Source organism: Streptomyces sp. PSU-S4-23, from assembly GCF_055632315.1.
The window spans coordinates 206,588-227,362 of record NZ_JBVMUU010000002.1 but is presented as its reverse complement, the minus strand read 5'-3'; the positions used below and the strand labels follow the sequence as shown (position 1 = coordinate 227,362).

26 protein-coding genes, 1 tRNA gene and 1 pseudogene are annotated in these 20,775 nt (G+C 69.7%); 13 read left to right on the top strand and 15 right to left on the bottom strand.

What is annotated here, in order from left to right; genetic code table 11:
- Nucleotides 1-234: 234 nt before the first annotated feature.
- Nucleotides 235-582, bottom strand: a complete 348-nt coding sequence (locus ACZ79I_RS01610) for a DUF1330 domain-containing protein (RefSeq protein WP_471493337.1) — start codon at nucleotides 580-582, stop codon at nucleotides 235-237.
- Nucleotides 583-828: 246 nt separating this feature from the next.
- Nucleotides 829-1,449 (bottom strand): DUF7691 family protein, encoded by a 621-nt coding sequence (locus ACZ79I_RS01605; RefSeq protein WP_471493335.1) that lies wholly within the window; start codon nucleotides 1,447-1,449, stop codon nucleotides 829-831.
- A 153-nt stretch (nucleotides 1,450-1,602) separates the two neighbouring features.
- Here ACZ79I_RS01605 and ACZ79I_RS01600 point away from each other — a divergent pair.
- Nucleotides 1,603-1,721: transfer RNA gene (locus ACZ79I_RS01600), tRNA-OTHER, on the top strand.
- 27 nt (nucleotides 1,722-1,748) lie between these two features.
- Here the strand turns inward: ACZ79I_RS01600 and ACZ79I_RS01595 are convergent.
- Nucleotides 1,749-2,531, bottom strand: a complete 783-nt coding sequence (locus tag ACZ79I_RS01595; RefSeq protein WP_471493334.1) for a TetR/AcrR family transcriptional regulator — start codon at nucleotides 2,529-2,531, stop codon at nucleotides 1,749-1,751.
- 93 nt (nucleotides 2,532-2,624) lie between these two features.
- On the opposite strand from ACZ79I_RS01595, the gene ACZ79I_RS01590 reads away from it, so the two are divergent.
- Nucleotides 2,625-3,014 (top strand): VOC family protein, encoded by a 390-nt coding sequence (locus ACZ79I_RS01590; RefSeq protein ID WP_471493332.1) that lies wholly within the window; start codon nucleotides 2,625-2,627, stop codon nucleotides 3,012-3,014.
- A 95-nt stretch (nucleotides 3,015-3,109) separates the two neighbouring features.
- On the opposite strand, the gene ACZ79I_RS01585 is transcribed toward ACZ79I_RS01590, so the two are convergent.
- From ACZ79I_RS01585 to ACZ79I_RS01560, 6 genes are all read right to left on the bottom strand, one after another.
- Entirely contained in the window at nucleotides 3,110-3,583 is a 474-nt protein-coding gene (locus ACZ79I_RS01585) for a DUF7919 family protein (RefSeq protein WP_471493330.1), read from the bottom strand.
- A 447-nt stretch (nucleotides 3,584-4,030) separates the two neighbouring features.
- Nucleotides 4,031-4,240 (bottom strand): hypothetical protein, encoded by a 210-nt coding sequence (locus ACZ79I_RS01580; protein WP_471493328.1) that lies wholly within the window; start codon nucleotides 4,238-4,240, stop codon nucleotides 4,031-4,033.
- 10 nt (nucleotides 4,241-4,250) lie between these two features.
- Nucleotides 4,251-4,973, bottom strand: a complete 723-nt coding sequence (locus ACZ79I_RS01575) for a GntR family transcriptional regulator (RefSeq protein ID WP_471493327.1) — start codon at nucleotides 4,971-4,973, stop codon at nucleotides 4,251-4,253.
- A 175-nt stretch (nucleotides 4,974-5,148) separates the two neighbouring features.
- A complete protein-coding gene (locus ACZ79I_RS01570; protein ID WP_471493325.1) occupies nucleotides 5,149-5,340 on the bottom strand; it encodes a hypothetical protein in 192 nt (63 codons plus the stop codon).
- A 130-nt stretch (nucleotides 5,341-5,470) separates the two neighbouring features.
- On the bottom strand, nucleotides 5,471-6,244 hold the full coding sequence (locus tag ACZ79I_RS01565; protein WP_471493323.1) for an aminoglycoside adenylyltransferase domain-containing protein: 774 nt from the start codon (nucleotides 6,242-6,244) through the stop codon (nucleotides 5,471-5,473).
- Nucleotides 6,245-6,475: 231 nt separating this feature from the next.
- On the bottom strand, nucleotides 6,476-7,072 hold the full coding sequence (locus tag ACZ79I_RS01560) for a TetR/AcrR family transcriptional regulator (protein WP_471493322.1): 597 nt from the start codon (nucleotides 7,070-7,072) through the stop codon (nucleotides 6,476-6,478).
- Nucleotides 7,073-7,151: 79 nt separating this feature from the next.
- Here ACZ79I_RS01560 and ACZ79I_RS01555 point away from each other — a divergent pair, with 79 nt between their 5' ends.
- A complete protein-coding gene (locus ACZ79I_RS01555; RefSeq protein WP_471493320.1) occupies nucleotides 7,152-8,054 on the top strand; it encodes an SDR family oxidoreductase in 903 nt (300 codons plus the stop codon).
- A 228-nt stretch (nucleotides 8,055-8,282) separates the two neighbouring features.
- On the opposite strand, the gene ACZ79I_RS01550 is transcribed toward ACZ79I_RS01555, so the two are convergent.
- Nucleotides 8,283-8,807 (bottom strand): MarR family winged helix-turn-helix transcriptional regulator, encoded by a 525-nt coding sequence (locus ACZ79I_RS01550; RefSeq protein WP_471493319.1) that lies wholly within the window; start codon nucleotides 8,805-8,807, stop codon nucleotides 8,283-8,285.
- Between the two features lie 52 nt (nucleotides 8,808-8,859).
- On the opposite strand from ACZ79I_RS01550, the gene ACZ79I_RS01545 reads away from it, so the two are divergent.
- Both ACZ79I_RS01545 and ACZ79I_RS01540 read left to right on the top strand, forming a co-directional pair.
- The gene (locus tag ACZ79I_RS01545) at nucleotides 8,860-9,849 is read left to right on the top strand and encodes an EamA family transporter (protein WP_471504697.1); all 990 of its coding nucleotides are present in this window, start codon (nucleotides 8,860-8,862) and stop codon (nucleotides 9,847-9,849) included.
- A gap of 516 nt (nucleotides 9,850-10,365) precedes the next feature.
- Entirely contained in the window at nucleotides 10,366-11,259 is an 894-nt protein-coding gene (locus ACZ79I_RS01540) for an amidohydrolase family protein (protein WP_471493317.1), read from the top strand.
- A gap of 150 nt (nucleotides 11,260-11,409) precedes the next feature.
- Here the strand turns inward: ACZ79I_RS01540 and ACZ79I_RS01535 are convergent, their stop codons facing one another.
- Nucleotides 11,410-11,874, bottom strand: coding sequence for an SRPBCC family protein (locus ACZ79I_RS01535; RefSeq protein WP_471493315.1), 465 nt, complete (start codon nucleotides 11,872-11,874; stop codon nucleotides 11,410-11,412).
- A gap of 46 nt (nucleotides 11,875-11,920) precedes the next feature.
- On the opposite strand from ACZ79I_RS01535, the gene ACZ79I_RS01530 reads away from it, so the two are divergent.
- Complete coding sequence (locus ACZ79I_RS01530; protein ID WP_471493313.1) at nucleotides 11,921-12,529, top strand: TetR/AcrR family transcriptional regulator; 609 nt, start codon at nucleotides 11,921-11,923, stop codon at nucleotides 12,527-12,529.
- Nucleotides 12,530-12,816: 287 nt separating this feature from the next.
- On the opposite strand, the gene ACZ79I_RS01525 is transcribed toward ACZ79I_RS01530, so the two are convergent.
- Nucleotides 12,817-13,152 (bottom strand): MarR family winged helix-turn-helix transcriptional regulator, encoded by a 336-nt coding sequence (locus ACZ79I_RS01525; RefSeq protein WP_471493312.1) that lies wholly within the window; start codon nucleotides 13,150-13,152, stop codon nucleotides 12,817-12,819.
- Nucleotides 13,153-13,489: 337 nt separating this feature from the next.
- On the opposite strand from ACZ79I_RS01525, the gene ACZ79I_RS01520 reads away from it, so the two are divergent.
- On the top strand, nucleotides 13,490-13,897 hold the full coding sequence (locus ACZ79I_RS01520; protein ID WP_471493310.1) for a YidH family protein: 408 nt from the start codon (nucleotides 13,490-13,492) through the stop codon (nucleotides 13,895-13,897).
- On the top strand, nucleotides 13,894-14,262 hold the full coding sequence (locus ACZ79I_RS01515; RefSeq protein ID WP_471493308.1) for a DUF202 domain-containing protein: 369 nt from the start codon (nucleotides 13,894-13,896) through the stop codon (nucleotides 14,260-14,262). Before ACZ79I_RS01520 ends, ACZ79I_RS01515 begins: the two co-directional genes overlap by 4 nt.
- 719 nt (nucleotides 14,263-14,981) lie before the next feature.
- Here the strand turns inward: ACZ79I_RS01515 and ACZ79I_RS01510 are convergent.
- Nucleotides 14,982-15,443, bottom strand: a complete 462-nt coding sequence (locus tag ACZ79I_RS01510) for a pyridoxamine 5'-phosphate oxidase family protein (RefSeq protein ID WP_471493306.1) — start codon at nucleotides 15,441-15,443, stop codon at nucleotides 14,982-14,984.
- 126 nt (nucleotides 15,444-15,569) lie between these two features.
- Between ACZ79I_RS01510 and ACZ79I_RS01505 the strand changes: the two genes are divergently transcribed.
- Nucleotides 15,570-16,088, top strand: coding sequence for a hypothetical protein (locus tag ACZ79I_RS01505; RefSeq protein WP_471493252.1), 519 nt, complete (start codon nucleotides 15,570-15,572; stop codon nucleotides 16,086-16,088).
- Here ACZ79I_RS01505 and ACZ79I_RS01500 read toward each other — a convergent pair.
- Nucleotides 16,045-16,962 (bottom strand): IS5 family transposase, encoded by a 918-nt coding sequence (locus ACZ79I_RS01500; RefSeq protein WP_471493253.1) that lies wholly within the window; start codon nucleotides 16,960-16,962, stop codon nucleotides 16,045-16,047. The two genes, ACZ79I_RS01505 and ACZ79I_RS01500, sit on opposite strands and share 44 nt — an antisense overlap.
- A gap of 387 nt (nucleotides 16,963-17,349) precedes the next feature.
- Here ACZ79I_RS01500 and ACZ79I_RS01495 point away from each other — a divergent pair.
- The 4 genes and pseudogenes from ACZ79I_RS01495 to ACZ79I_RS01480 all read left to right on the top strand — a co-directional run.
- Nucleotides 17,350-18,005: pseudogene (locus ACZ79I_RS01495) on the top strand (transposase); the annotation flags it as partial.
- A 176-nt stretch (nucleotides 18,006-18,181) separates the two neighbouring features.
- Nucleotides 18,182-18,727, top strand: coding sequence for a hypothetical protein (locus tag ACZ79I_RS01490; protein WP_471493304.1), 546 nt, complete (start codon nucleotides 18,182-18,184; stop codon nucleotides 18,725-18,727).
- Nucleotides 18,728-18,782: 55 nt separating this feature from the next.
- A complete protein-coding gene (locus tag ACZ79I_RS01485) occupies nucleotides 18,783-18,992 on the top strand; it encodes a hypothetical protein (RefSeq protein ID WP_471493302.1) in 210 nt (69 codons plus the stop codon).
- Nucleotides 18,993-19,015: 23 nt separating this feature from the next.
- Complete coding sequence (locus ACZ79I_RS01480) at nucleotides 19,016-19,495, top strand: HIT family protein (protein ID WP_471493300.1); 480 nt, start codon at nucleotides 19,016-19,018, stop codon at nucleotides 19,493-19,495.
- Nucleotides 19,496-19,797: 302 nt separating this feature from the next.
- On the opposite strand, the gene ACZ79I_RS01475 is transcribed toward ACZ79I_RS01480, so the two are convergent.
- On the bottom strand, nucleotides 19,798-20,610 hold the full coding sequence (locus ACZ79I_RS01475) for a M23 family metallopeptidase (protein WP_471493298.1): 813 nt from the start codon (nucleotides 20,608-20,610) through the stop codon (nucleotides 19,798-19,800).
- Nucleotides 20,611-20,775 lie beyond the last annotated feature (165 nt).

Below are 20,775 nucleotides of genomic sequence, written 5' to 3'. Positions count from 1 at the left end.
CTCCTGGCGCCGGGTCACGGACCGCGGAGCCCTCGGGAGGAACAGGCCGTGGGCCGACCGGCTCCCCGCACCGCCCGGACCGCAAGGACGCGAACATGTCGCACGACTCATCGAGGCTGCGCCGGGAGGTGGCCCTCCACGTCGGAGACGCGGACACCGCATGCGGCCGGGCATCTCCGCGGACCCCTGGACGGCCGGGCACTGCGTGGCCCGCCGCCGACCCGGACCCCAGGGTCATTCGACCCGCAGGGCCTCACGCATCGCCTTCGCGGTGGCGGCCGGGTCGTAGTCCTCGGGGACGCCCGCGACCAGGATGATGTCGCCCTCGATGTGCCGCGAGCGCAGCGGGGCGATCTCCTGGTATGCGGGTGAGTCCCACCAGGCCCGAGCCTCGGTGATCCCGGGGAAGCCGATGACCACGACGTGTCCGGGCCAGCTGCCCTCCTTCACCTCGTGCTGCGCGGCGTGCACGAGGAAGCGGCCGCCGTGCGGCTCGAAGGTGGCGGTGATGCGCTCGATGTACTCGGCGATCCCCGGGTGGGGAGCGGCCTCCCGCAGGTGAGCTATGGCGTAGGCAGGCATGGTGTCCTTCCGGTCGGTCGGGCTCCGTACGCCGGTGATCGTGGCATCCGGTCCGGCCGGGGTCGATGACCTGACAGGTAAGCAGCCCCGGCCTCCGGCTGTGGCCGGCCTGGAACGGCTTGGTCGCCGAAGCGTTCGCGGCGGCACCGCATCAACGGCACGAGGACCCGGGGCTGCCGGCAGGGGACCCCGCACAGAGCCCACGCGGCGGTGCCGGCACCAGGAGAGAAGCGGCCGTTCGGAACCTCAGGCGCGGAAGCCGATGACGCCGAAGCCCGGCCGCGCCACCGCTCGCCGCATCCAGCCGAGACACTGCATGACGGCTTCCATGACCTCCGGTTCCAGCGGCGGCGTCCGCTCCGACTCGTCGGCCGCCCGCTTGCCGGCCTCGAACTGCTCCAGCGCCTCTGCTATGTGATCGGGCGTCCACTCGCCGCAGCCTGGTGTGAAGGTGTACGGCAGCGGAGCGGGCAGAGCACCGTGGCCGAAGGCTTCCACGGACACGGCCGTGATCCCGAGGGCCTTCATACCTTGGTCGACCACCGACAGCCAGTCACCCCGGTGCGGTGTGAAACAGTCGTTGTCCAGGAACAGGCCGGTGAGCGAGCACAGCCGCTCGTAGGCGTAGCCGTACCTGAAGGCGTGATCCCCGTTCTCGCTGAAAGGCCCGCCGTGGACGACCGCGCGCAGTGCCTCGTAGGCGGTGGGGGCGCCTTGCTCGACCGCATGAGCGAAATAGTCGTCGTCGCGGGCGAGGTCGTCCCCGAAGCTGTCGCGGATCACCTTGAGCAACTGGTCGTCGCGGGACCCGACCAAGGCGCGCGTGGCGGCGACGTCGAGCAGGTACACGCTGAGCGAAGAACTCATGCGAGAAACCTAGTGGGAGCCACTGACATCGCCGACCACCCTTCCGCGCCGTGGGGCCGGGCCGCTTCCCGCGTACGCGGAAAACCGTTGGGACCACTCGGGTGCGGCCTTCTATGGTCTGGGCACCGGGATCGCGCGGTCCCGGCAGGCTGCGGCGCCGTGGCAGAGCGGCCCATTGCAATCGTCGTGCGGAAGGCCCTCCGGGCGACGACTGATGAGGCCGGACGGGCCCTGTCCATCCTCGTCCGCGGGTTCGAATCCCGCCGGCGTCCGCAGCCACCCGTCTGCGGCCACCCCCGTCAGGTGACACCCGAGGAGCCGGTATGACCCTCGATGAGGGCGGCGAGCCCGTCGAGGACACGGCCGAGGCCGAATTCCCAGGCGTACGCCGGGCTGTAGGCGGCACCTTGGGCGCTGCCCGCCGCCGTGCCCACGCGGGCGGCGATGGGGTAGGCGCGCGGATCGAGGACCTTCGCGAGCAGGGGTGCGCTGGCGGCCCACCACTGCTCGTCGTCCATCGCGCTGTCCTGCTGGGCCGCGTGCGCCTCGGCTGCGAGGCGGGCGTTGGCCTGGACGAAGGTGAGCAGATAGGTCAGGGCTGCGTCCATCTCGACGTCGTCGAGCCCCAGTCCCTCCAGTGCAGACAGTTCGTGCTCGTACTTCGCCATCATCCCTGGCCCCAGTGGTGGCCTGCTCGTGGAGATCGTCGCCGCCCACGGGTGCGCCTCGAACAACGACTTGTTCTCCTCGGCCACGGCGGTCAGCCGGGCCCGCCACGGCTGACCGGAGGTGCGGGCCCGAGGCATCTGGGCGTAGGCGGCGTCCAGCATGAGATCCAGCAGTTCGGCCTTGCCCGGTACGTAGGTGTACAGCGTCATCGGCGCCACTCCGAGCCGTTGCGCGACGCGGCGCATGGTGACCGCGTCCAAACCGTCGGCGTCGGCCAGCTCGACCGCGACGGCGACGACGGTGTCGATGCTCAGCCGCTGCTGCGGGCCGCGTCGAGGAGCGGTGGCCGGGACGCGCCACAGCAATTCCAGGGTGCGGGCCGGATCCCCAGCGCTGCTTCGGTTGATAGGCACGGGGACATCTTCGCCCATGAAAACGTCGTACGTTGTACACTGTACTGCGTACGAAGTAATGAAGTGTGCATGGTGTCCGATCAAGGAGTACTCGTGTCGATCACCGCTTCCGCCGTGTCCCTGAACGTCGACGATGTCGCGGCATCCAGTGCCTTCCTCACCGACCACTTCGGATTCCGCGAGGAGACGGCCGCCGACGGATTCGCCTCACTGGCCCGCGAGGACGCCGGGATGAACGTCGTCTACCTGCGACGCGGCCTTGCCACCCTCCCCGAAGACCAGCGTGATGACCACGCTGATGGGGTGATCCTTGCCTTCGTCGTCGACGACCTCGAAGCCGAACTGGCCCGCCTGACCGGCGAAGGAGTCGCCATCACGATGCCGCTGCGCGAGGAGCCCTGGGGCGAGCGCGCCTTTCAGGTGACCGACCCCAACGGCGTCATCGTCCAACTCGTGGACTGGAACGGATCCACCGGCCACTGAGCCGGCCGGCGGGTGCGGTGCCGCGCCGTACCCGCCGTCATCGGCGGATCACCAGTGGCCGAACCGCCTGTCTCCCGGCCTCGGGGTCCACGCCTCTACTCCAGCAGGCGTTCGGCGTCATCGGGGACCCAGGGAAAGGGCACCTCGGGCCACCGGGTGGCAGCCCACGTGTCGACGTCGACGGCGAGGACGGCATCGATGAAGACCTGAGGCGGCCGGTAGCGGTGAACGGCGACGTAATGCGTGATCAGGAACGGAGCGGCGTAGGCGATGCCGGGCTCACCCGGGATCCGTATCTCCCCGTTCCCTTCCGGGGCCCCTTCCTCGGGACACAGGTCACACTCGTGGAAGCCCAGGCAGACGTTCATCCACTGGACGCGCTGGACGGCCTGCAGCTTTTCCACGAAGCCCGCGGGAACGGGCCCTGTCGCGTACGGCTTGCCGGCTTCCAGCCACCCGATGTTCAGGCGGGTGTACGCCGGGCGGTACCAGAGCCCGTAGAACGACTCTCTGTCCCCGAACGCGTCCTCGTCCAGGTAGGCGTACTCGCTGAGATCCTCGTAGAACACCCGCACATCATCGCCGCACCCTGCTGCGACGCCCACTGCCGGCTCTGTCCGGCCGGGTCGGCTCACCCTCGGCAGTTCCCGGTCTTGCTGCGGCCTTCGGTGTCATCCAGGCCCAGGTGAGTCGCCGTCAGCCCGGCACGGTCGCACGGAGCTTGGCAGACGGCGACGCGGTGGCCCTGCACTACGGCATCGACGTCCTACGGCATCGGACTCCGTTGCCCCGATCCGTGTGTGCGTGCCAGGGTTCGGCCATGCCGGTCTTCTCCGCCCCTGACGGGACCGAACTCGCCTATCACGTGTCCAACCGGCTCGACTCCCACACCGTCACGGAGTCGAACGTCAGTACCCCGCTCCGGTGTACCTGTGCACCGCGATCGAGGTCCACACCTTGATCTCGCCGCACGGCAGCGCGGCGCTACCGCGCGGCGCAGAGCGACGCTCACGCGGTCAGCACTTCCACACCTCTGGCCCGCCTTCATGCCATTCGATCAGGCCGGATTCGGCGACATCCAGTTCGTCCCAGCCGGCCAGGCCGGCGTTCTGCAGGAAAACGGTGAGGTCGTGGAGGCTGTACGCGGTGCCGAGAATCCGATCGTCGACGCCCACCTTGCGGCCACCGCTCTCCAGCGGCGGGTAGACGATCACGCGCTTGGCCATGGCACCAGCCTCACTCGCGACGGGCTGCCGCGCATCCCGGACACGGGGTCGTGGGGGTGGAGTCGGTCGGTCCCGCCGTGGTCCGGGTGAGGTGCCGGGCCAGTACCTCGGCCGCGGTGTGGGCGTCGCGGGCCAGCACCGCTTCCTCCAGCCGGCGGTGATCGCCGACGCCGTCCCGGTCGGGGTGGCGGTGCGCCGACCAGCGGCGAGCCAGTTCGCTCGCGGTCCACATCCGGTCGAAGGTCTCCAGCAGGACGGGATTGCCGCAGCCCTCCAGCAGCGCGCGATGGAAGAGGCGGTGGGCTTCGGACCATGCGCCGCTGTAGTGCTCGCCCTCCTCCGGCAGGTATGCAGGGGTGCGGGCCAGGCGGTGGTGGGCGGCCCGCACACGGGCCTCCCAGTCGATGTCGCCGCGCTCGATGGACATGCGCAGCACGACTGGTTCGACGGTCCGGCGGGCCTCGGAGATCTCCTGCCGGCGGCGGTCGGAGAAGGCCGGGACGGCGAAGCCGCGGTTGGGCAGCCGGTCGGCGAGGCCCTCGCCGACCATCCGCACGAGCGCCTCGCGCACGACGGTCAGGCTCACACCCTGTTCCTTGGCGAGGTCCTGCGGCTTGAGGGCGTCACCGGGAGCGTGGTCTCCGCGCATGATCGCGTCCCGCAGATGTGCGTAGACCTGCTCGGAGAGCATCGGCTTCCCCGGAGAGGCGGCGGTGCGAGCCGTCTGGGCCATGCCATCAGCGTAGATGATCCGAGCAATAATCGATTATCAATGCCATCGTGGATCTGTCCAGCTGGTCGACGGACGCCGACGGCGCCCGCACGCGACGCCGTCAGCACGCTCGACGGAGCGGCGATGCCGACCGTTGCACGCACCCTCCCGGAACTCCAATCGGGTTCCGTCGGTGTCAGTCCGGCCGGTGCGGCCACGGCGGGATCGTGGTGGCCACCTGCACGCCTTCCGGTCGCTGCACTCCGAGCCCCTCGCGCAGCAGTTGCTTTGCCGACTCCGCAATCCTCGTCCGGGAGAAGAAGCCGAGCAGGGGACGCTCCGCATGTTCCTGATCCTCGAAACGGCGGACGATGAAATGCGGTCCCACATTGCAGGTGGCCCCATCAGATTCCCACCCGGTTCCCGCACCGGTGCCCTGCCGGCGGTGCAGGGGCCCGACCGGTTTGCATGGGGAGCGATCGTGCCGCGAGGCGGCGGTCCGGCAGGGCCCGGCCGCATCAGCCGACGAGTGATTCCGCGTAGGCGGCGAAGGCGTACATCGCGTCGATGCTCCCTGGCCGAGGGGGGTCCCCCGGGTCCATACCGCGGGTTCGGTCCTCGATCACCTGGTCGAGCAGCGGGTGCCACCTTGGGTCCAGGTTGTCGTGCGCCCACTCCAGGGCGCCGCGTTTGGAGGCCACTTCGCCGGTGTACAGCGTGAACAGTGCCCGGCAGTAGGTGGTCACGGCGTATCGCTGGGCCCAGGCCATGCCGAAGGGGGCCCAGGTCTTCAGATCGTCCATCAGTCCGGGCAGCATGACGCGCATCGCCTCGCGCAAGGGCTGCTGCGGCACCTCGTCAACGAGATCCCTGATCGGGGGCCCGGCGATCGTGACGCCGTGGTTCCGGAGGATCCAGCGGGTGTGCGGGCTGTTGCAGTGGGTGTCCCAGACCAGCTCGCGGTGGCCGTGGTCGCAGAACAGCCAGGGCACTCCGAGCCCGGAGACGTCACGCAGGGACGTGGTGTCCGCGTAGGAGCCTTCCAGGTGCTTCGTCCAGTGTCCGGGGCGGGTGGGTATCTCGTCGTGCAGCCGGCGGATTTCCGTCTCCGCCGGGCCGCTGGGCAGCACCGTGGTGGCGATGATGAAGTCGCAGTCGCTGTGCGGGTCCCCGGCGCCCAGTGCGAAGGAGCCTTGCAGGTAGGCGCCGACGAAGGTGTCGCCGAGGATGCCGTGGACCGTGCCGACGAAGTCGGCCAGAAGCGCGTCGAGCTCCTGGTAGGGAGTGAACATGAGGGATCTCCGTGCCCGTGGGAATGGTGAGAGGTCTCGCGGGCGCGACGGGGATGGTGAGGGATGCCGCCGCGCTCAGGCGCGGCCGATCCACAGGGCGGCGAAGCAGTACGACATCACGGCAGGCACGGTAGAAGGGCGCTGGTTGCTGCGCAAACGAAATCCGGCTCGGCTTGCCGGGGTCTCACTGCGGTGGCCGTCGGTGCAACTCGGGCTGGTGCTTCGCCGCGGCTATGCCGACGTGCGGTCCGTGAGGATCTTCTGCAACTCCGCCAGTGACGTGCGGAAGAGCCGTGGCAGATCCTGCTCGCCCGTCCTGCCCGCCTTGCCGGGCCCGGCGGCGACCCAGCGGGCGTAGGCGACCTTGAAGGCGGCGAGGCCGGCCTCGGCGGCCAGGCCGGCGGCCGGCTCCGGGGTGCCGCGTTCGCGCAGCGCGCCGGCCATCGCGGAGGCGAAGGCGTCCAGCTTGACCAGTTCACGTTCACGCAGCTCGGTGCTGGCGGAGACGACCGCGTCCCGCCGCCGGACGCGCTCCGGGTCCTCCTGGAAGAAGGCGCCGAAGGACTCCAGCGCTGCGCCCACCGCGTCCATCGGGGACGCCGAGGCCGGCGCCTCGGCGATGGTGCGGGTGAGCAAGTCCAGCGCCATCTCGGTCCCGTAGAAGAGCACTTCGCGCTTGTCGGCGAAGTGCCGGAAGAAGGTCCGCTCGGTCAGCCCCGCGGCCTCGGCGATCTCGGCGACGGTGGTCCGCTCGAAACCCTGCTCCGCGTAGAGCCTCAGCGCTGCCTCCGCGAGTCGCCCTCGCGCATTCGGCTCCCATCTGCCCATGGGGTGATCCTACGTGATGACAGTCCCTGACATCGCTGCGCTATGCTGATGACAGTTCCTGACATCACGGAGGTTCTTCATGCGCGTATTCGTCACGGGCGCGTCCGGCTGGGTCGGCTCGGCCGTCGTACCCGAACTCATCGGCGCGGGGCACCAGGTCCTCGGGCTCGCCAGGTCGGACTCCTCGGCCGAGGTCGTCGCCGCCAGAGGGGCGGAGGTGCTCCGCGGCGGCCTCGAAGACCTGGACACCCTGCACGCCGGCGCAGCCGAGTGCGACGGCGTCGTCCACCTCGCGTTCGGCCACGACTTCTCCCGGTTCGACGACTCTGTGCGGACCGATGCGCGCGCCATCGAGGTCCTGGGCGCGGCACTGCAGGACTCCGGCAAGCCCCTGGTCATCGCTTCCGGTACGCCCGCGATACCGGGCGCGACGGCGACCGAGCGCGACCGTCCCGAGTTTCCGCCCGGCTCGCTCATGGCGGGCCGCGCCGCGAACGCCCGGGCGACGCTCGACTTGGCGTCACGCGGTGTCCGCTCGTGCGTCGTGGGGCTGCCCCGGACCGTGCACGGAGAAGGAGACCGGGGCTTCGTCTCCTGGCTGATCGCCGACGCCCGGGAAAAGGGGGCGGCGGGCTATAGCGGCGACGGCTCCAACCGCTGGCCCGCGGTGCACGTGACGGACGCCGGCCGACTGTTCCGGTCGGCCCTGGAGCAGGCTCCGGCGGGATCGATGCTGCACGCTGTCGGCGACGAAGGGGTGCCGATCCGCGACATCGCCGAGGTGATCGGCCGCCACCTCGACCTGCCGACGGCCTCCCGCCCGGCCGAGGACTTCGGCTTCCTGGGTGCCGTCCTCTCCGTCGACCAGCCGGCCTCCAGCGCGCTGACCCGGGGGCTGCTGGGATGGCACCCGGTCGGCCCCGGCCTCCTGGAGGACCTGGACAAGGGCCACTACTTCACCATCGATCCCGCCTCCGACTGACCGCGGCGAGAACCGGCGCCTGCTGATCCTCGGCCGGCCCGGATCGACCACGAGGGTGAACTCCTCATCGCCAAAGCCACGTTGGTCATGTGGGGGGCGATGGCCTCTCCCGTGACCACCCGCTGCGGCAGCGGCAGCGGCACCGGCATTCGCGGCGGGACCTGCATGGGAACGTCGAGCACATCGAGGGCCTCCAGGCGCTGGTCGCGACCCCGGAAGGACGGAGGGTCACTCGCTGCCGGAAGCAGGCTGATGTTCCAAACGGGACAGCCAGGTTGTGAGCAGCGTCTGGAGCGACTCGGCCTCGGCGGCCGTCAGGAGATCCAGCAGGTGGCGTTCGTTTCGCATGTGATCGGTGAACGCTCGGTCGATCAGCTCGCGTCCGGGCCCGGTGAGGGCGACGATCCGGCCACGCTGGTCGTCGTCGGAACGGCGGCGGGTGACGAGCCCGGCTCGCTCCAGGCGGTCGATTCTCTTCGTCATCGCGCCGGTGGTGACCATGGTGTGCGCCGCGAGCTCGCCGGGCGCCCTTTCGTACGGGGCTCCGGCGCGGCGCAGCGCGCACAACACGTCGAACTCTCCCTCGCTGAGACCGTAGCGGCCGTAGACGAGGCGGAGCTCCTCGGTGAGCCGGTCGGCCAGGCGGTGGAGTCGGCCGATCACCCCCTGTGGGGTGACATCGACGTCGGGCCGTTCGCGGTGCCAGTCGGCCTGGATGCGGGCTACGTGGTCCTGCGGCTGAGGATTCTCCATGGACACCACGATAGCTTCCCGGGAAGTTATATTGTCTTCCATGGAAACCAATATGCGCTGGGTGGTACTGACCGCGATCGCGCCGGTGGCCTGGGGGACCAATTACTTCGTCACCCACGAGTTTCTCCCGGCGGACAACCCGCTGTACGGGGCGGCCCTGCGCGCGCTGCCCGCCGGTCTCATCCTGCTGGCCCTGTGCAGGCAGGGGCCGCGCGGCGCGTGGTGGGGGCGCTCCGCGGTGCTCGGGCTGCTCAATGTGAGCGTGTTCTTCGTCCTCGTCTATGCCGCCTCCCAGTCGCTGCCGACCAGCGTCGCCTCGACCGTCATGGCCGTATCTCCGATGGCGATGATGCTCATCGCCTGGGCGCTGGTGTCCGAGCGGCCCGGCGTCGCACACCTGGCCGGCGCCGCGATCGGGCTCACCGGGGTCTGCGTCATGCTGCTCACGGGGGCGGAGGGGGTGAGCGTGCCGGGAGTCCTCGCCTCGGCCGCGGCCATGCTCGTGTCGTCCTTCGGCCACATCCTGACCAAGCGGTGGAGCGCCGGCGCCGATGTCCTGGCCTCGACCGCCTGGCAGCTCACCGCCGGAGGCTTGTTCCTGCTGCCCGTCGCCGCGGCAGCCGAGGGCCCTCCGCCGGCGCTCTCCGCACGGGTGCTCCTTGCGTTCGGCTACGCCGCGCTGATCGCCACCGCGCTGGCTTTCGCCGCCTGGTTCACCGGGCTCCAGCACCTGCCCGCGGGGACAGTGGGCCTCATCGGGCTGCTCAACCCCGTTACGGGTGTGCTGCTCGGCACCGTGGTCGCCGGAGAGGTGCTGACCGTCCGGCAACTGGGCGGACTGGTACTCGTCCTGGTCGGAGTCGTCCTCGGCCGCCCCACGCGCGCCAGCCGCCGCCGTGATGGTCAGGCGCCTCGCCTCCCTGCGTCCGGCAGGTGCCCCGCGCCGGCGCCGTCCATGTGCAGTTCACCGGTGAGGAGCACTGGTGCCGGGCAGTGCTCCGGCACGGGTTTGAACGAGAGGAGTGAAGGGCGAGCACCATGACGGCGCGCCTTGCGACATCGGCGGGACCGTACCTCTTCACCTCACCGGCCGGCCCCTTCGGGTGGTCGCCCGGCAGGGATCACGACCGATGCGTCGGCGGGGAACGTATCGATGGTGCGGGGTCGGCCGCGCCGCAGGGCGGATGAGCTTCCCCACTCTGTGCGCAATCCCGGCGGGCAGTCCTGAGCACCTGCTCGACAGCCGCCTGAAGACCGGCTCCGGCCGACGCTCCCGGGGCAGCCGACCGGGCGGGCGGCCTGCGGCACACCGCCCGCCGGACCTGCGCGCCGTGCCGGGCCTCCCCGCCGCCGGAGGGCCGGGTGATGCATCACTCACGGATCCCCGGCGCGAGGGAGTGGACCCGCCACCGCACCAGGGACGATCGTGGGCGACATGAACGATCACCGCACGGCATCGGTGGACCCTGCCGGTTCTGCCGGACCCACCCCGCCCACGGCCCCTCGCACCCTGCACGGGTCGCCGGGCGCGAGCGCAGCCACGGGTTCGTGAGGGACCATGAGCGACATGCCTGCGGGTGAGGAGGCCGGTGAGGTCCGCCGCTTCTGGGGGCGGCTCGGTCTTCCCGGGTTGGTCGACGTCCACACGCACTTCATGCCCGAGCGTGTCCTGCGCAAGGTCTGGGGCTACTTCGACGCGCTGGGTCCGCTGACCGGGGGGCTGGAATGGCCGATCACCTATCGGAAGGAGGAGGCGGAACGGGCGGCCCTGCTGCGGGAGTTCGGCGTACGCGCCTTCACCGCGATGCTGTACCCGCACAAGGCGGGCATGGCCCGGTGGCTGAACGGCTGGGCGGCCGACTTCGCCCACCGCACCCCCGACTGCCTTCACACCGCCACCCTGTACCCCGAGCCGGGCGTCGAGACCTACGTCGGGGAGGCCGTCGAGGCGGGCGCGCGCGTCTTCAAGGCGCATGTGCAGGTGGGGGCGTACGACCCGGCCGACGAACTCCTCGATCCCGCATGGGGACTGCTGGCCGAGGCCCGGACACCCGTGGTGATCCACTGCGGCTCCGGGCCCGCGCCCGGCAAGCACACCGGCCCCGAGCCGATCGCGCGGGTGCTGGCGCGGCATCCCCGGCTGCGGCTGGTGGTCGCGCATCTGGGGATGCCCGAGTACGAGGAGTTCCTCGGCCTGGCCGACCGGTACGGGGAGGTGCGGCTGGACACGACGATGGCGTTCACCGACTTCACCGAGGGGCTGATGCCGTTCCCGCGACGGGTCCTGCCCCGGCTGGCCGGGCTCGGCGACCGTATCCTGCTCGGCTCCGACTTCCCCAACATCCCCTATCCGTACGTGCATCAGCTCCACGCCCTGGAGCGGCTCGGTCTCGGGGAGGAGTGGCTGCGGGCGGTGTGCCACGACAACGCGGCGGGACTGTTCGGAGTGTGAAGAGGCAAGCTGTTGCCTCCGGCGGACCGCGCGTCTGGACCCGGTTGTGCGCGAAGCGCCGGCTCGGGCGGGTCTGCGCCCGGCTGCCCGGGGTCACTGCCAGGGGCCTCGGGCCCTGGTGCCGGGCCGGACAGCCGGTATGCGTCGACGTCAGGAACCGGCAGTGGACACATGGCGAGCCAACTCGATGGCCAGCCGCCGCATGACCGTGCGGTTGGCGCGCCGCATCGTGGGCAGCACGACGGGGGCCAGCAGCCGGTCCGCGAGAGGAGCGCGCGTCCAGGCGTACGTGAACGAGATGTGGCTCCCGCCGGTCCCCAGGGGCTCAATGGCGTAGGTGCCGTGGGCCAGGCGCCGGCCGGCCGCGCTGACGTTGCGTTCGACGATGCGCCGCGGTGCGTCGGCCTCGACGACCTCGATGGTGATCTCGCTCTTCGCTCCGCCCAGTGCGGCCGTGACCGTGGCGCACGATCCTGTGCCGCGGTCGGGGCCGCTGTAGCGCCAGTCGGTCAGGTAGTGGTCGGTGAATCGCTCGTGGTGAGCCATGACATCGAGGAAGTCGTAGACCTGCTCGGGCGTCTGCGGCACGTCGATCGACACGGTGACGGACTTCATGTACCACACGGTACATGAGCCGTGTACCAATTGGTACACTCACGATGTGGTGAACACGGATGACTCGCACGCAGCGGGGGAGGCCGGGCGTGGCACGGGCGGGGACCGGCGCGCACAACTGGTGGACGCGGCCGTCGACCACGTCGCCGCACACGGCATTGCGGACCTCAGTCTGCGTCGCCTGGGCGCCGCGATCGGCGTCAGTCATCGCATGCTGATCCACTACTTCGGCTCCAAGGAACAGTTGCTCGTCGAGATCGTCCGGACGTCCGAGCGGCGCCAGCGCGAGCTGCTGTCCCGGCTCCGCGCGGAGCCCGGTCTCTCGCCCGCGGATGTCGCGCGGCTTCTGTGGCGGCAGTTGACAGACCCTCGGCTGGCCGGTCAGGAGCGGCTCTTCTTCGAGATCTGCGGGCACGCACTGCGGGGGCGCCCCGAGGCCGTCCCGGTCCTCGAAGGGCTTGTGACGAACTGGCTGGAGCCGCTCGTGGCCGCCGAGGTCGCCGCGGGCGTGGACCCTGCGGTGGCCCGGAACCGTGCCAGGCTGGGACTCGCCACCGTCCGCGGTCTGCTGCTCGACCTGCTCGCCAGCGGTGACCGTGCCGGCGTCGACGCGGCGATGGAGGAGTTCCTCCGGTTGTGCTACGGCTCGGACTGAGGGAGCCGCCGACCGGATGACGGCGTATCAGGCTTTCATCCGCACCGCCACGGACGCCGAGACCGCCGGCCCCGGCCTGCCCATGGAGCGGGTCAACTGCACGTGCTGCTGCAGACCGCCGCCGACACCGAACCCGCGGACCGCCCGGAGGCACACGTTCAAGGCCGGCATCCGTCACCTGGAAAAAGAGCTTGCTTTGGCCCTTCGCTCAACACGAAGGCCGACGCTTTCCAGCTGCCGGAAAGACCACCGGTACCAGCCGCCGACGCCCGGCTGCGGTAGCGCCGCTACTCGTCCAGCTGCCGGGCCAGCCGCATCAGGGCAGGCAGCGCGGCCTGGATCGCGGACTGGTCAGCTTCGTCCAGCGAGTCGAGCGCGTTGTCCAGCCGTCGCTCCTGACCGCGCGTCCAGGCATCCAGCCGGGTTCTGCCCGCTTCGGTGAGGGTGACGGCGGAGGCGCGGCGGTCGGCCGGATCGATGGCGCGGGCAACGAGATCGTTCTTGATCATCTGACCGATCAGCCCGCTGACCGTGCTGAATGCGAGGCGCTTGCGTGCGGCGATGTCGCCGATGCGGGCCGGGGAGTGCTCCGCAAGGTCCTGCAGCAGTTCGAGCTGGGCCATCGGAAGTATCTCCCAAGGGCGTTCGCCCCCCGTTGAGAAGCGGAGGGACCGACGCAGCCGGGTGACCGTATCGGCGAGCAGCCGGGCACGTGATGCGCCACCGGCAGGGCGGGTGCCATCGACGGGCAAGGGCCTCATGCGGCTAGAGTATAATCAGGTATGCATATGTCTAACTGCTCATATCTGTATTGAGATTCGGTACATCCGGTAGACAGTGGTCCGCCCGCCCGGCTCGCCAGATGACCCGGCAGGCCCACGAACTCCGGCCAGCATGCAGCCTAGAAAAGGGACAAATTACAAAATGTCCTTCAAGGATAGAAACGGGACCATTGTCACTGTGAAGCCCGACCGGCTGCTCAGCCGACTGCGCGACAGTCAACCGCCGCTGTACGAGTGCGGCAAAGACCCAGACTATCGGTTTTCCCTGGCTAATGAGCGGACCTTCCTGGCCTGGGTGCGCACCTCGCTGGCCCTGCTCGGTGCCGGCGTCGCAGTCATCCAGTTCGCACCGTATTTCGGTGTCAAGGGCGGGCGTGAACTGCTCGCACTGACCCTCTCCGGCCTGAGTCTGATGATCTCCGTGACGGCGTACGGGAACTGGGCTGCCCACGAGCGGGCCATGCGGCTGGGTGACCCGCTGCCCGCCAAGTCGAAGTTGCTGCGCAACGTCGCGGTCGGGCTGAGTACCGTCTCCGTCCTCGTCCTGGTCCTCATGGTCATCCTGGTCTCGAAGAAGGGCGGATGAACGGCAACGTGAGCCGTTCCGCCACCGCGGCCGTGGACCCCGGCCTGCAACCGGAACGCACCGACCATGCCTGGCGACGCACCGGCTTCTCGTTTCTCGCGGTCGGCGGCTTGCTCATGCACGCCAGGGACGGCGACAGCCATCTACTCGGATTCGTCGTCGGGGTTCCGACGCTCTTCTTCGCCCTGTGGGTGTACCGCACCGGCCATGCGCGCTACCGCCGAGCGGCGGGCGTGGTCCGCGCGCGCGGCATCACGGGGCGCGTCGTCGCCCAGAACCAGATACGGATCACCGCGGTGGCGGTCGTCACACTGCAGGTGCTGGCCGCTCTGGTCGAAGTCAACGCCAGCCTCCACCTGATATGAATGGGTGAGATGCGCCACAATTCCATATCGCCTTGGGGCGCAGGTCCCGTCAGCCCCGGCAGACCCGCATCCGTACCCGGCCGTAGCGTCCTCCTCTTGATGGCGAAACGGCTCTGACCTCCCCGTTTCGATTGGGTCGGCCGTGCCGAATCGATTTTCGCCGACCACTGCGACCCCATGAAGGGGAATGTGAACGGGCAGGGAATGCTGCGGCGCAGCGTCCGGGTCGGCCTGCTGATGGCCGGCGTTCCGGGCATCCCATGGGCCGCTTTGGCGGTCGGGGTGGCCGTGGCCGAATTCCTCGGGGGAGGGGACACCCGGATTGCCACGCGTGCCCTGCAGACCGGCGGGATGCTCATCGGGGGTGGTTTGCTGGCCGGTGTGCTGATGGGGCCTGATCCTCGGGGGAGGACTGGCCGGCGCATCTCGCCTCGTCACCCGCACATGGGGGCTTGCCCTTGTCGGGGCACTGCTCGGAGCGCCGGCCTTCCCTGCCGAGGTGGTGGTCGTCACAGTGGGCACCGATGGCGGTTACGCGAAGATCGCGACGACCCTCCTGGCATGGCCGGTCATGGCGGTGGTGGCAGCCGCGCACAGCGCCGACATCGTGGGCCGGACCCGTGGACACACATGGCTCTGGCCCCCGGGACCGGCCCAGAGGCGAGGACGGGGCTGACGTGCCGCCACCCCGATCGCGCGAGAGAACGGACTCACGGCCGCTATTCCAGCCACGTCCCGTCGCGCATGATGACTCTGCCGCGTAGTTCCGGTTCGCCGCGCCAAGCGCGCACACTCTTCGGCATCACGCGCACATACAGAAAGGAACCCTCCTCCGCACGCGGGTCCCACCCGAACTTGGCGGCGAACGCCTCCGCCGCGTCTCCGGGCACATCCTGGTCCAGGAAGCACTCCGCCTCACCCTGGAGAAGCACCACGTCGAAGGTGTCGGGCAGCGCCAGGCGCACGCGCGGCTCCTCGCGGACGTTCCGCGCAGTCACGGAAGTGGCACTGGTGCACATCCACACTGCTCGCCCATCCCACAAGAACCACAGCGGCACCTGGTGCGGCCCGCGATCAGGATGTGCTGTCGACACCCATACATCCCGCTCGGCAACAAGCCGTTCGAGAGTGTCGCGCCTACGCTCCGCCGCCTGGCGGCGAACAATCCCCGTGGTCTGCATGAGTGCCGACCTTAGAAGCTGTTGTCTTTCCGGAGTTGGGGACTGCATTTCCACTGGTCGGGCGTAGGGTCGGCGGTCCTGTGGGAGTAGTGGCCTGTCGTGCTGTCGCTGCCTGGGAGGTCGTGGATGCCGTCGGTGGTTGGGCTGTTGGAACAGCGTGAGCTGGGTGCTCGCCGTCGTGTGGACGAGTTGCGGGAGGAGGCCGACCGCATCCAGGCCGAGCTGGCTGTGGCCGAGCGGGAATGGAAGGAGTGGGCCATCGCCCGCTCGCGGGTCGACGAGGTGCTGGCCTTGGTCGACGAAACAATGCAGGACCAGGTCCGGGCCGACCGGACCGCGCCAGTGCCGGATGCGGCGAAGGCGAAGTCGCAGGTGCCGGTGTGGCGGGAGGGGCTGGACAGGTCGGTGCTGTCGGTGGACTACCAGCGCATCCTGGACGTGCTCGCGGACCGGTGCCGGCTCGGTCAAGGGCCGCTGACCTGTCAGGAGATGGCCGCGGGGTTCGGCATGGAGGTGGTGCCGGCGCGTGTGGAGACATTGCGGTCGAAGGCGAAACGACTGGTCGCGCGCGGCTGGCTGGCCGAGCCCGCGCCGGGCCGGTTCACGCCTGCTGCGGGCGTGAGCGGGCAAGGCGGCGGGTCATGAGCAGGGTCATCGACCAGTAGACCATCACCTCGGCGCTGGTGGTGTGCCGCTCGTAGTCGCGTGCCAGGCGGCGGGTGCGCATCAGGTGGGCGAAGAACCGCTCGACGATCCACCGCTTGGGCAGTACCACGAAGCCGCGCATGTCGTCGCTGCGTTTGACGATCGCCAGGACCAGCGCGAGGAAGGCGAGGCAGTAGTCGATGAGGCTGCCGGTGTAGCCGCCATCGGCCCAGACAAGGGTGAGGCGGTGATGCGCGTCGGCCACCTGCGTAAGCAGCACCCGGGCGGCGGCGCGGTCGCCGACATCTGCGGCGGTGACCATCACCCCGAGCAGCAGGCCGAGGGTGTCGACCACGACGTGCCGCTTGCGCCCGTTGACCAGCTTGCCTCCGTCGAACCCGCGGCTGTCCGCACCGACGACCGCGTCCGCCTTCACCGACTGCGAGTCGATCACTCCGGCCGTCGGCTCCGCGTCGCGGCCCACCTCCTCGCGAACCTGCGCACGTAGCCGGTCGTGGAACTCCTTGACCAGGCCATGGTCGCGCCAGCGGCGGAAGAACGCGTACACCCGGTCCCACGGCGGGAAGTCGGCCGGCATCGCCCGCCACTTGATGCCGTTGTCAACGAGGTAGCGGATCGCATCGAGTGCAGCCCGGTGGCAGTACGCCTCCGGCCGGCCACCGCGACCGCGCATCCAGCCCGGCACCGGAAGCAACGGCCGGACGGCCGCCCACTCCGCGTCCGTCATGTCCGACGGGTAGCGCCGCTGCCGCAACCCGTTGTCGACGGCGTTTCCGAACCGGTGAGCCAGGCAGTCACACTCCCAGGTGACCGAGCTGGACTGCCCGGCATTCGGCACGAAAGACTGCTGCATCAAGGGCCTCCTGCTGCTCGGTGATTCGACACCAACGAGCTGTTCAGGAGGCCCTGTCCGTATGCGCCAAGCGCCCCACGATCACCCAATCGGGACTCTCGTTCGACGCGCATCTCTCAAGATCGAAAAAACAACAGCTTCTTAGCCAGCGGGCACGAAGCGCGCATGAGGCGAGCGACCTACTCCCGGCGACCGATGAACCCCTCAGCCTCTGACTCGGGGACCGCTGAACGGGGTGCTCGGCGTGGCCGATGGGACCGCTCGGTACAGTCGGCTGACAGACGGGTACGGCCACCGCTGATCACCGTGTGTTGTGTGGACAAACGAGGACACGGCGGCCGAACGTCGCAGCGTGGACCCCGCCGCTGGCACGAGGCGTTCGATGTCCTGAGGGGCCGGATAGCGGGCCGGTTCAGGCGGGTTGAGCCCCGGCATCGGGTGCGGGACCTGGTGCTGGGGCTGCTGTCGGACCTGCCGCGCAAGAACTGCTGGCCGATCGCCGAGGCCGTGCGGGATGACGTGCGTGTGCGTTCTGGAGCATCTGCACGATGAAGACGCGGTGCCGGTGGTCGGCGAGACCGGGGATGTGAAGAAGGGCGCGCACACCGTCGGTGTCCAGCGCCAGTACACCGGCACCGCCGGCAGAATCGAAAACGCGTAGGTCGCGCCGTCCATGTTGTCCACGCGGGCCGCCGCGGGCACACGGCGGTGGACCGTGAACTGTACGTTCCGCGCTCGTGGACGTGCGACCCGGACCGCTGCCACGCAGCCGGGCTCGGCGGCGGCACCGTCTTCGCGGCGACCCGAAGCTGCGGTCCGCGCTGGAAGAGCGCAAGGCCGGCCACGTACGCGCCGTCGCCTGCTCGGCCGAAGTCACCACCAATGCAGGGAAGTTCCGCGCGGACGCCCTGGCTGCGAAGGTGCCCGGGCGGGCCTGGCAGAAGCTGTCGGCAGGGGCCGGCGCCAACGGGCACCGTTTCTACGACCGGGCCGTCAGCGACCTGGCCGAAGAACAGCCCGGCAGCCACCGGCTGCTGGTTCGCTCGCTCGTCGAGACGGACTGCCATTTCATGCCGGTCTGCGAGTCCTGCGTGTCTTCGACGGCCCGCCGCCGCGTCCCGACGAGCAGGCCGGCTGAGTCCACGCTCGCCCCCAGCCAGCCGTGGGGGCGGATCAACTCGGTGGACGTCCGAGCAGGTCAGGTGGCACGCTCCACCGCGTGACCGCCCTTCGAGCCCTGGCCGAGTTCGGCTCCACCACAGCCATCGGCCCGCTGCACTGCGACGCGACTCTCAATGAGATCGCGGCGACGCTCGGGCCGCCGTGGGATATCGGTCGGGTGAGCAAGCGGCGGCGTTGGCCACGTCTGTTCTCTTACGGAGACGCTGAGCTCTGCGTCTGTCACTGCCGTCGCATCACGCTGATCAGCGTGCAGACCTGGCGAGACGCCGTCGAGCTTCCTGTCCCGGGAACGACGGCACTCGCCACGTTCGCCGGGCCCCTCACCCGCACTCAAGTCACGGCGGAGCTCAGCGCGGTCGGTTGCCGCCTGAGTCCCGTTCCGTTCCACCAACCACCCGGACAGCTCGCCCTGCGGGTCGAGACGACAGGCGTCACCTTCACCTTCCGGGCCGAGGCCGACTCCGAGCCCCTCCTGGAGAGTGCCGGCCACTGGATCAGCAGCCACGAGTGCAGACCCCCGGCAACCGACGCTCCAGATGACGGCTTCGGCGCGTGTTCCAACCCGGCCCGACCGATCGACTGATGAAGTGCAACGTTCCCGGAGCCTGACATCGAGACCCGCATATCAGGGGGTGCCCATGGCGATCGTGTACGACCGCACCAGAACGGTCGTCCGCCGTCACGTCGCCCCGGGCGAGGGCAGCCTCCTGCACCCGGAGGCGGTCGGGTTCGGCGGCCACCACGACTTCGACGTCCTGGCCGCCTGCCGCTCCACCGGCAAAGGCCGGGGCGAGCCGCCGCAGGGGCGGGCCCAGATTCCCACCAGACTTACCGGGAGCAGGTCTTGATCGCTGGTGGGTAGGTTCGGGCCATGACCGGTGAGTGGCGGACGGACCGGATCGGGGCTGCTCTGCGGGGCGAGAATCCGACTGTGCTGCGGCGGCTTGAGTCTGGCTTCGCGGTGATCGGCGACGTTCAGTTCCTGCCCGGGTACTCAGTTCTCCTCGCGGACGAGCCGGGTGTTCAACGGCTGTCTGACCTGCCGAAGGCCAAGCGGCTTTCGTTTCTGTGCGACATGGACCAACTCGGAGAAGCGGTTGAGCGGGCCTGCCGGCGGCTGGACCCCGATTTCCGCCGGGTCAACCTGGAGATCCTCGGCAACACGGACCCGTTCTTGCATGCCCATGTCTGGCCGCGGTTCGAGTGGGAGTCGGCCGAGCTGGTGGGCAGGCCGGTGTGGCTGTATCCGCGTGAGCGGTGGAGTGAGGAGCGGTTCAGACTCGGTCCGCAGCACGATGTGCTGCGGGATGCGATCGGCAGTGAACTGGACGAGTTGCGTCTGAGGGGCTGATGGTGCGGGCCCGGCGACGGTCAGGTCGGCGGGCCCGGTGATGCTGTGGTGGCAGCTCCGGCGGAGGTCCGCCGGTTCCGGCCCGACCGGCAGGAGCCGTTCGCTGTCGGTCTTGGACGGGGCGACCTGCAACAGGGGACGACTTCGCCGGCGGTCGGGACCCGGGTTCGATGGTGCTGTGGTGGGTCAGCTCCCCAGCCACGGCGCCCAGCGGGCCGGCCGGCCGGGCAAGGGGTGGCCCGTGGGCGGGAATCTGCCGGCCCGGACACTCGGGTCCGGGCCGGCGCTTGCGGTGGAGCGGGTCAGCAGACGGGTACGCCGGGCAGTTGGTACGCGGGGTTGTCGATGTAGATGTTGCTGATGAAGCCGTTCTGGTCGCGCAGCTTGCTCCACCAGTTGTTGGTGTAGCCCTCGGCGTTGACCGTGTCGCCCTGTTTCTGGCACAGGACCCGGACGCTGGTGGGGCCGCTGAGGGTGGTGACCACCGGCGAGTTCAGGTGCGCGTCGCTGCGCACCCGCACCCCGGTGCCCCAGGTCATGAACGGCGCGCCGGCGCCGCCACAGCCGTTGTCGCTGGTGAGGTAGTACTGGTTGTAGCTGCCGGGGTAGGCGAGCGCGCTGCCGTTGATGACGATGTCCTGGCCGGCGCCGTTGTAGAGCTGCTCGTAGTGGAGGTGCGGGCCGGTGGAGTTGCCGGTGCTTCCGGTGGTGCCGATCTGCTGGCCCTGTTCGACGTGGGCGCCGTCGGAAACGCTGAAGCCGGACAGGTGGAAGTAGTAGGTCCGCCAGCCGCCGCCGTGCTCGATGGAGATGTAGTTGCCCGCGCCGTTCGCCTCGTAATGGCGGTAGGCGGTGCCCGCGGCGGAGGCGAGGACCGGCGTGCCGTTGGTGGTGCCGCCGTCCGCGCGGATGAAGTCCAGGGCGCGGCGGACCTCGGCCGAGTGATGGCTGTAGGTCCATTTCTGGCCGCAGGGATAGGGGGCCTTGAAGTTCGGTGCCGCGGCGAGGGCCGCACCGGAGGTGGCGGCACCGGCCGACGGGGCCGGGCCCAGCAGCAGTGCGGCCAGTGCCAGCAGTGCGGTGGCCACCGCGGCCCAGAGGCGTCTGAAGGGCATCGCGATTCGCTCCTTTGTGGGGGAAAGGGCAGGGGAGTCCGCGTCCGAGTGGACGGCGGACCGGGGCCACAAGGTAGAAAGATGCCTTGCGCATGACAAGGAAGCCCCCGGGCCTTTCGCTCAGCATGCAATGTCTTGCCCATGACAAGTCGGTCGGCTCATCAT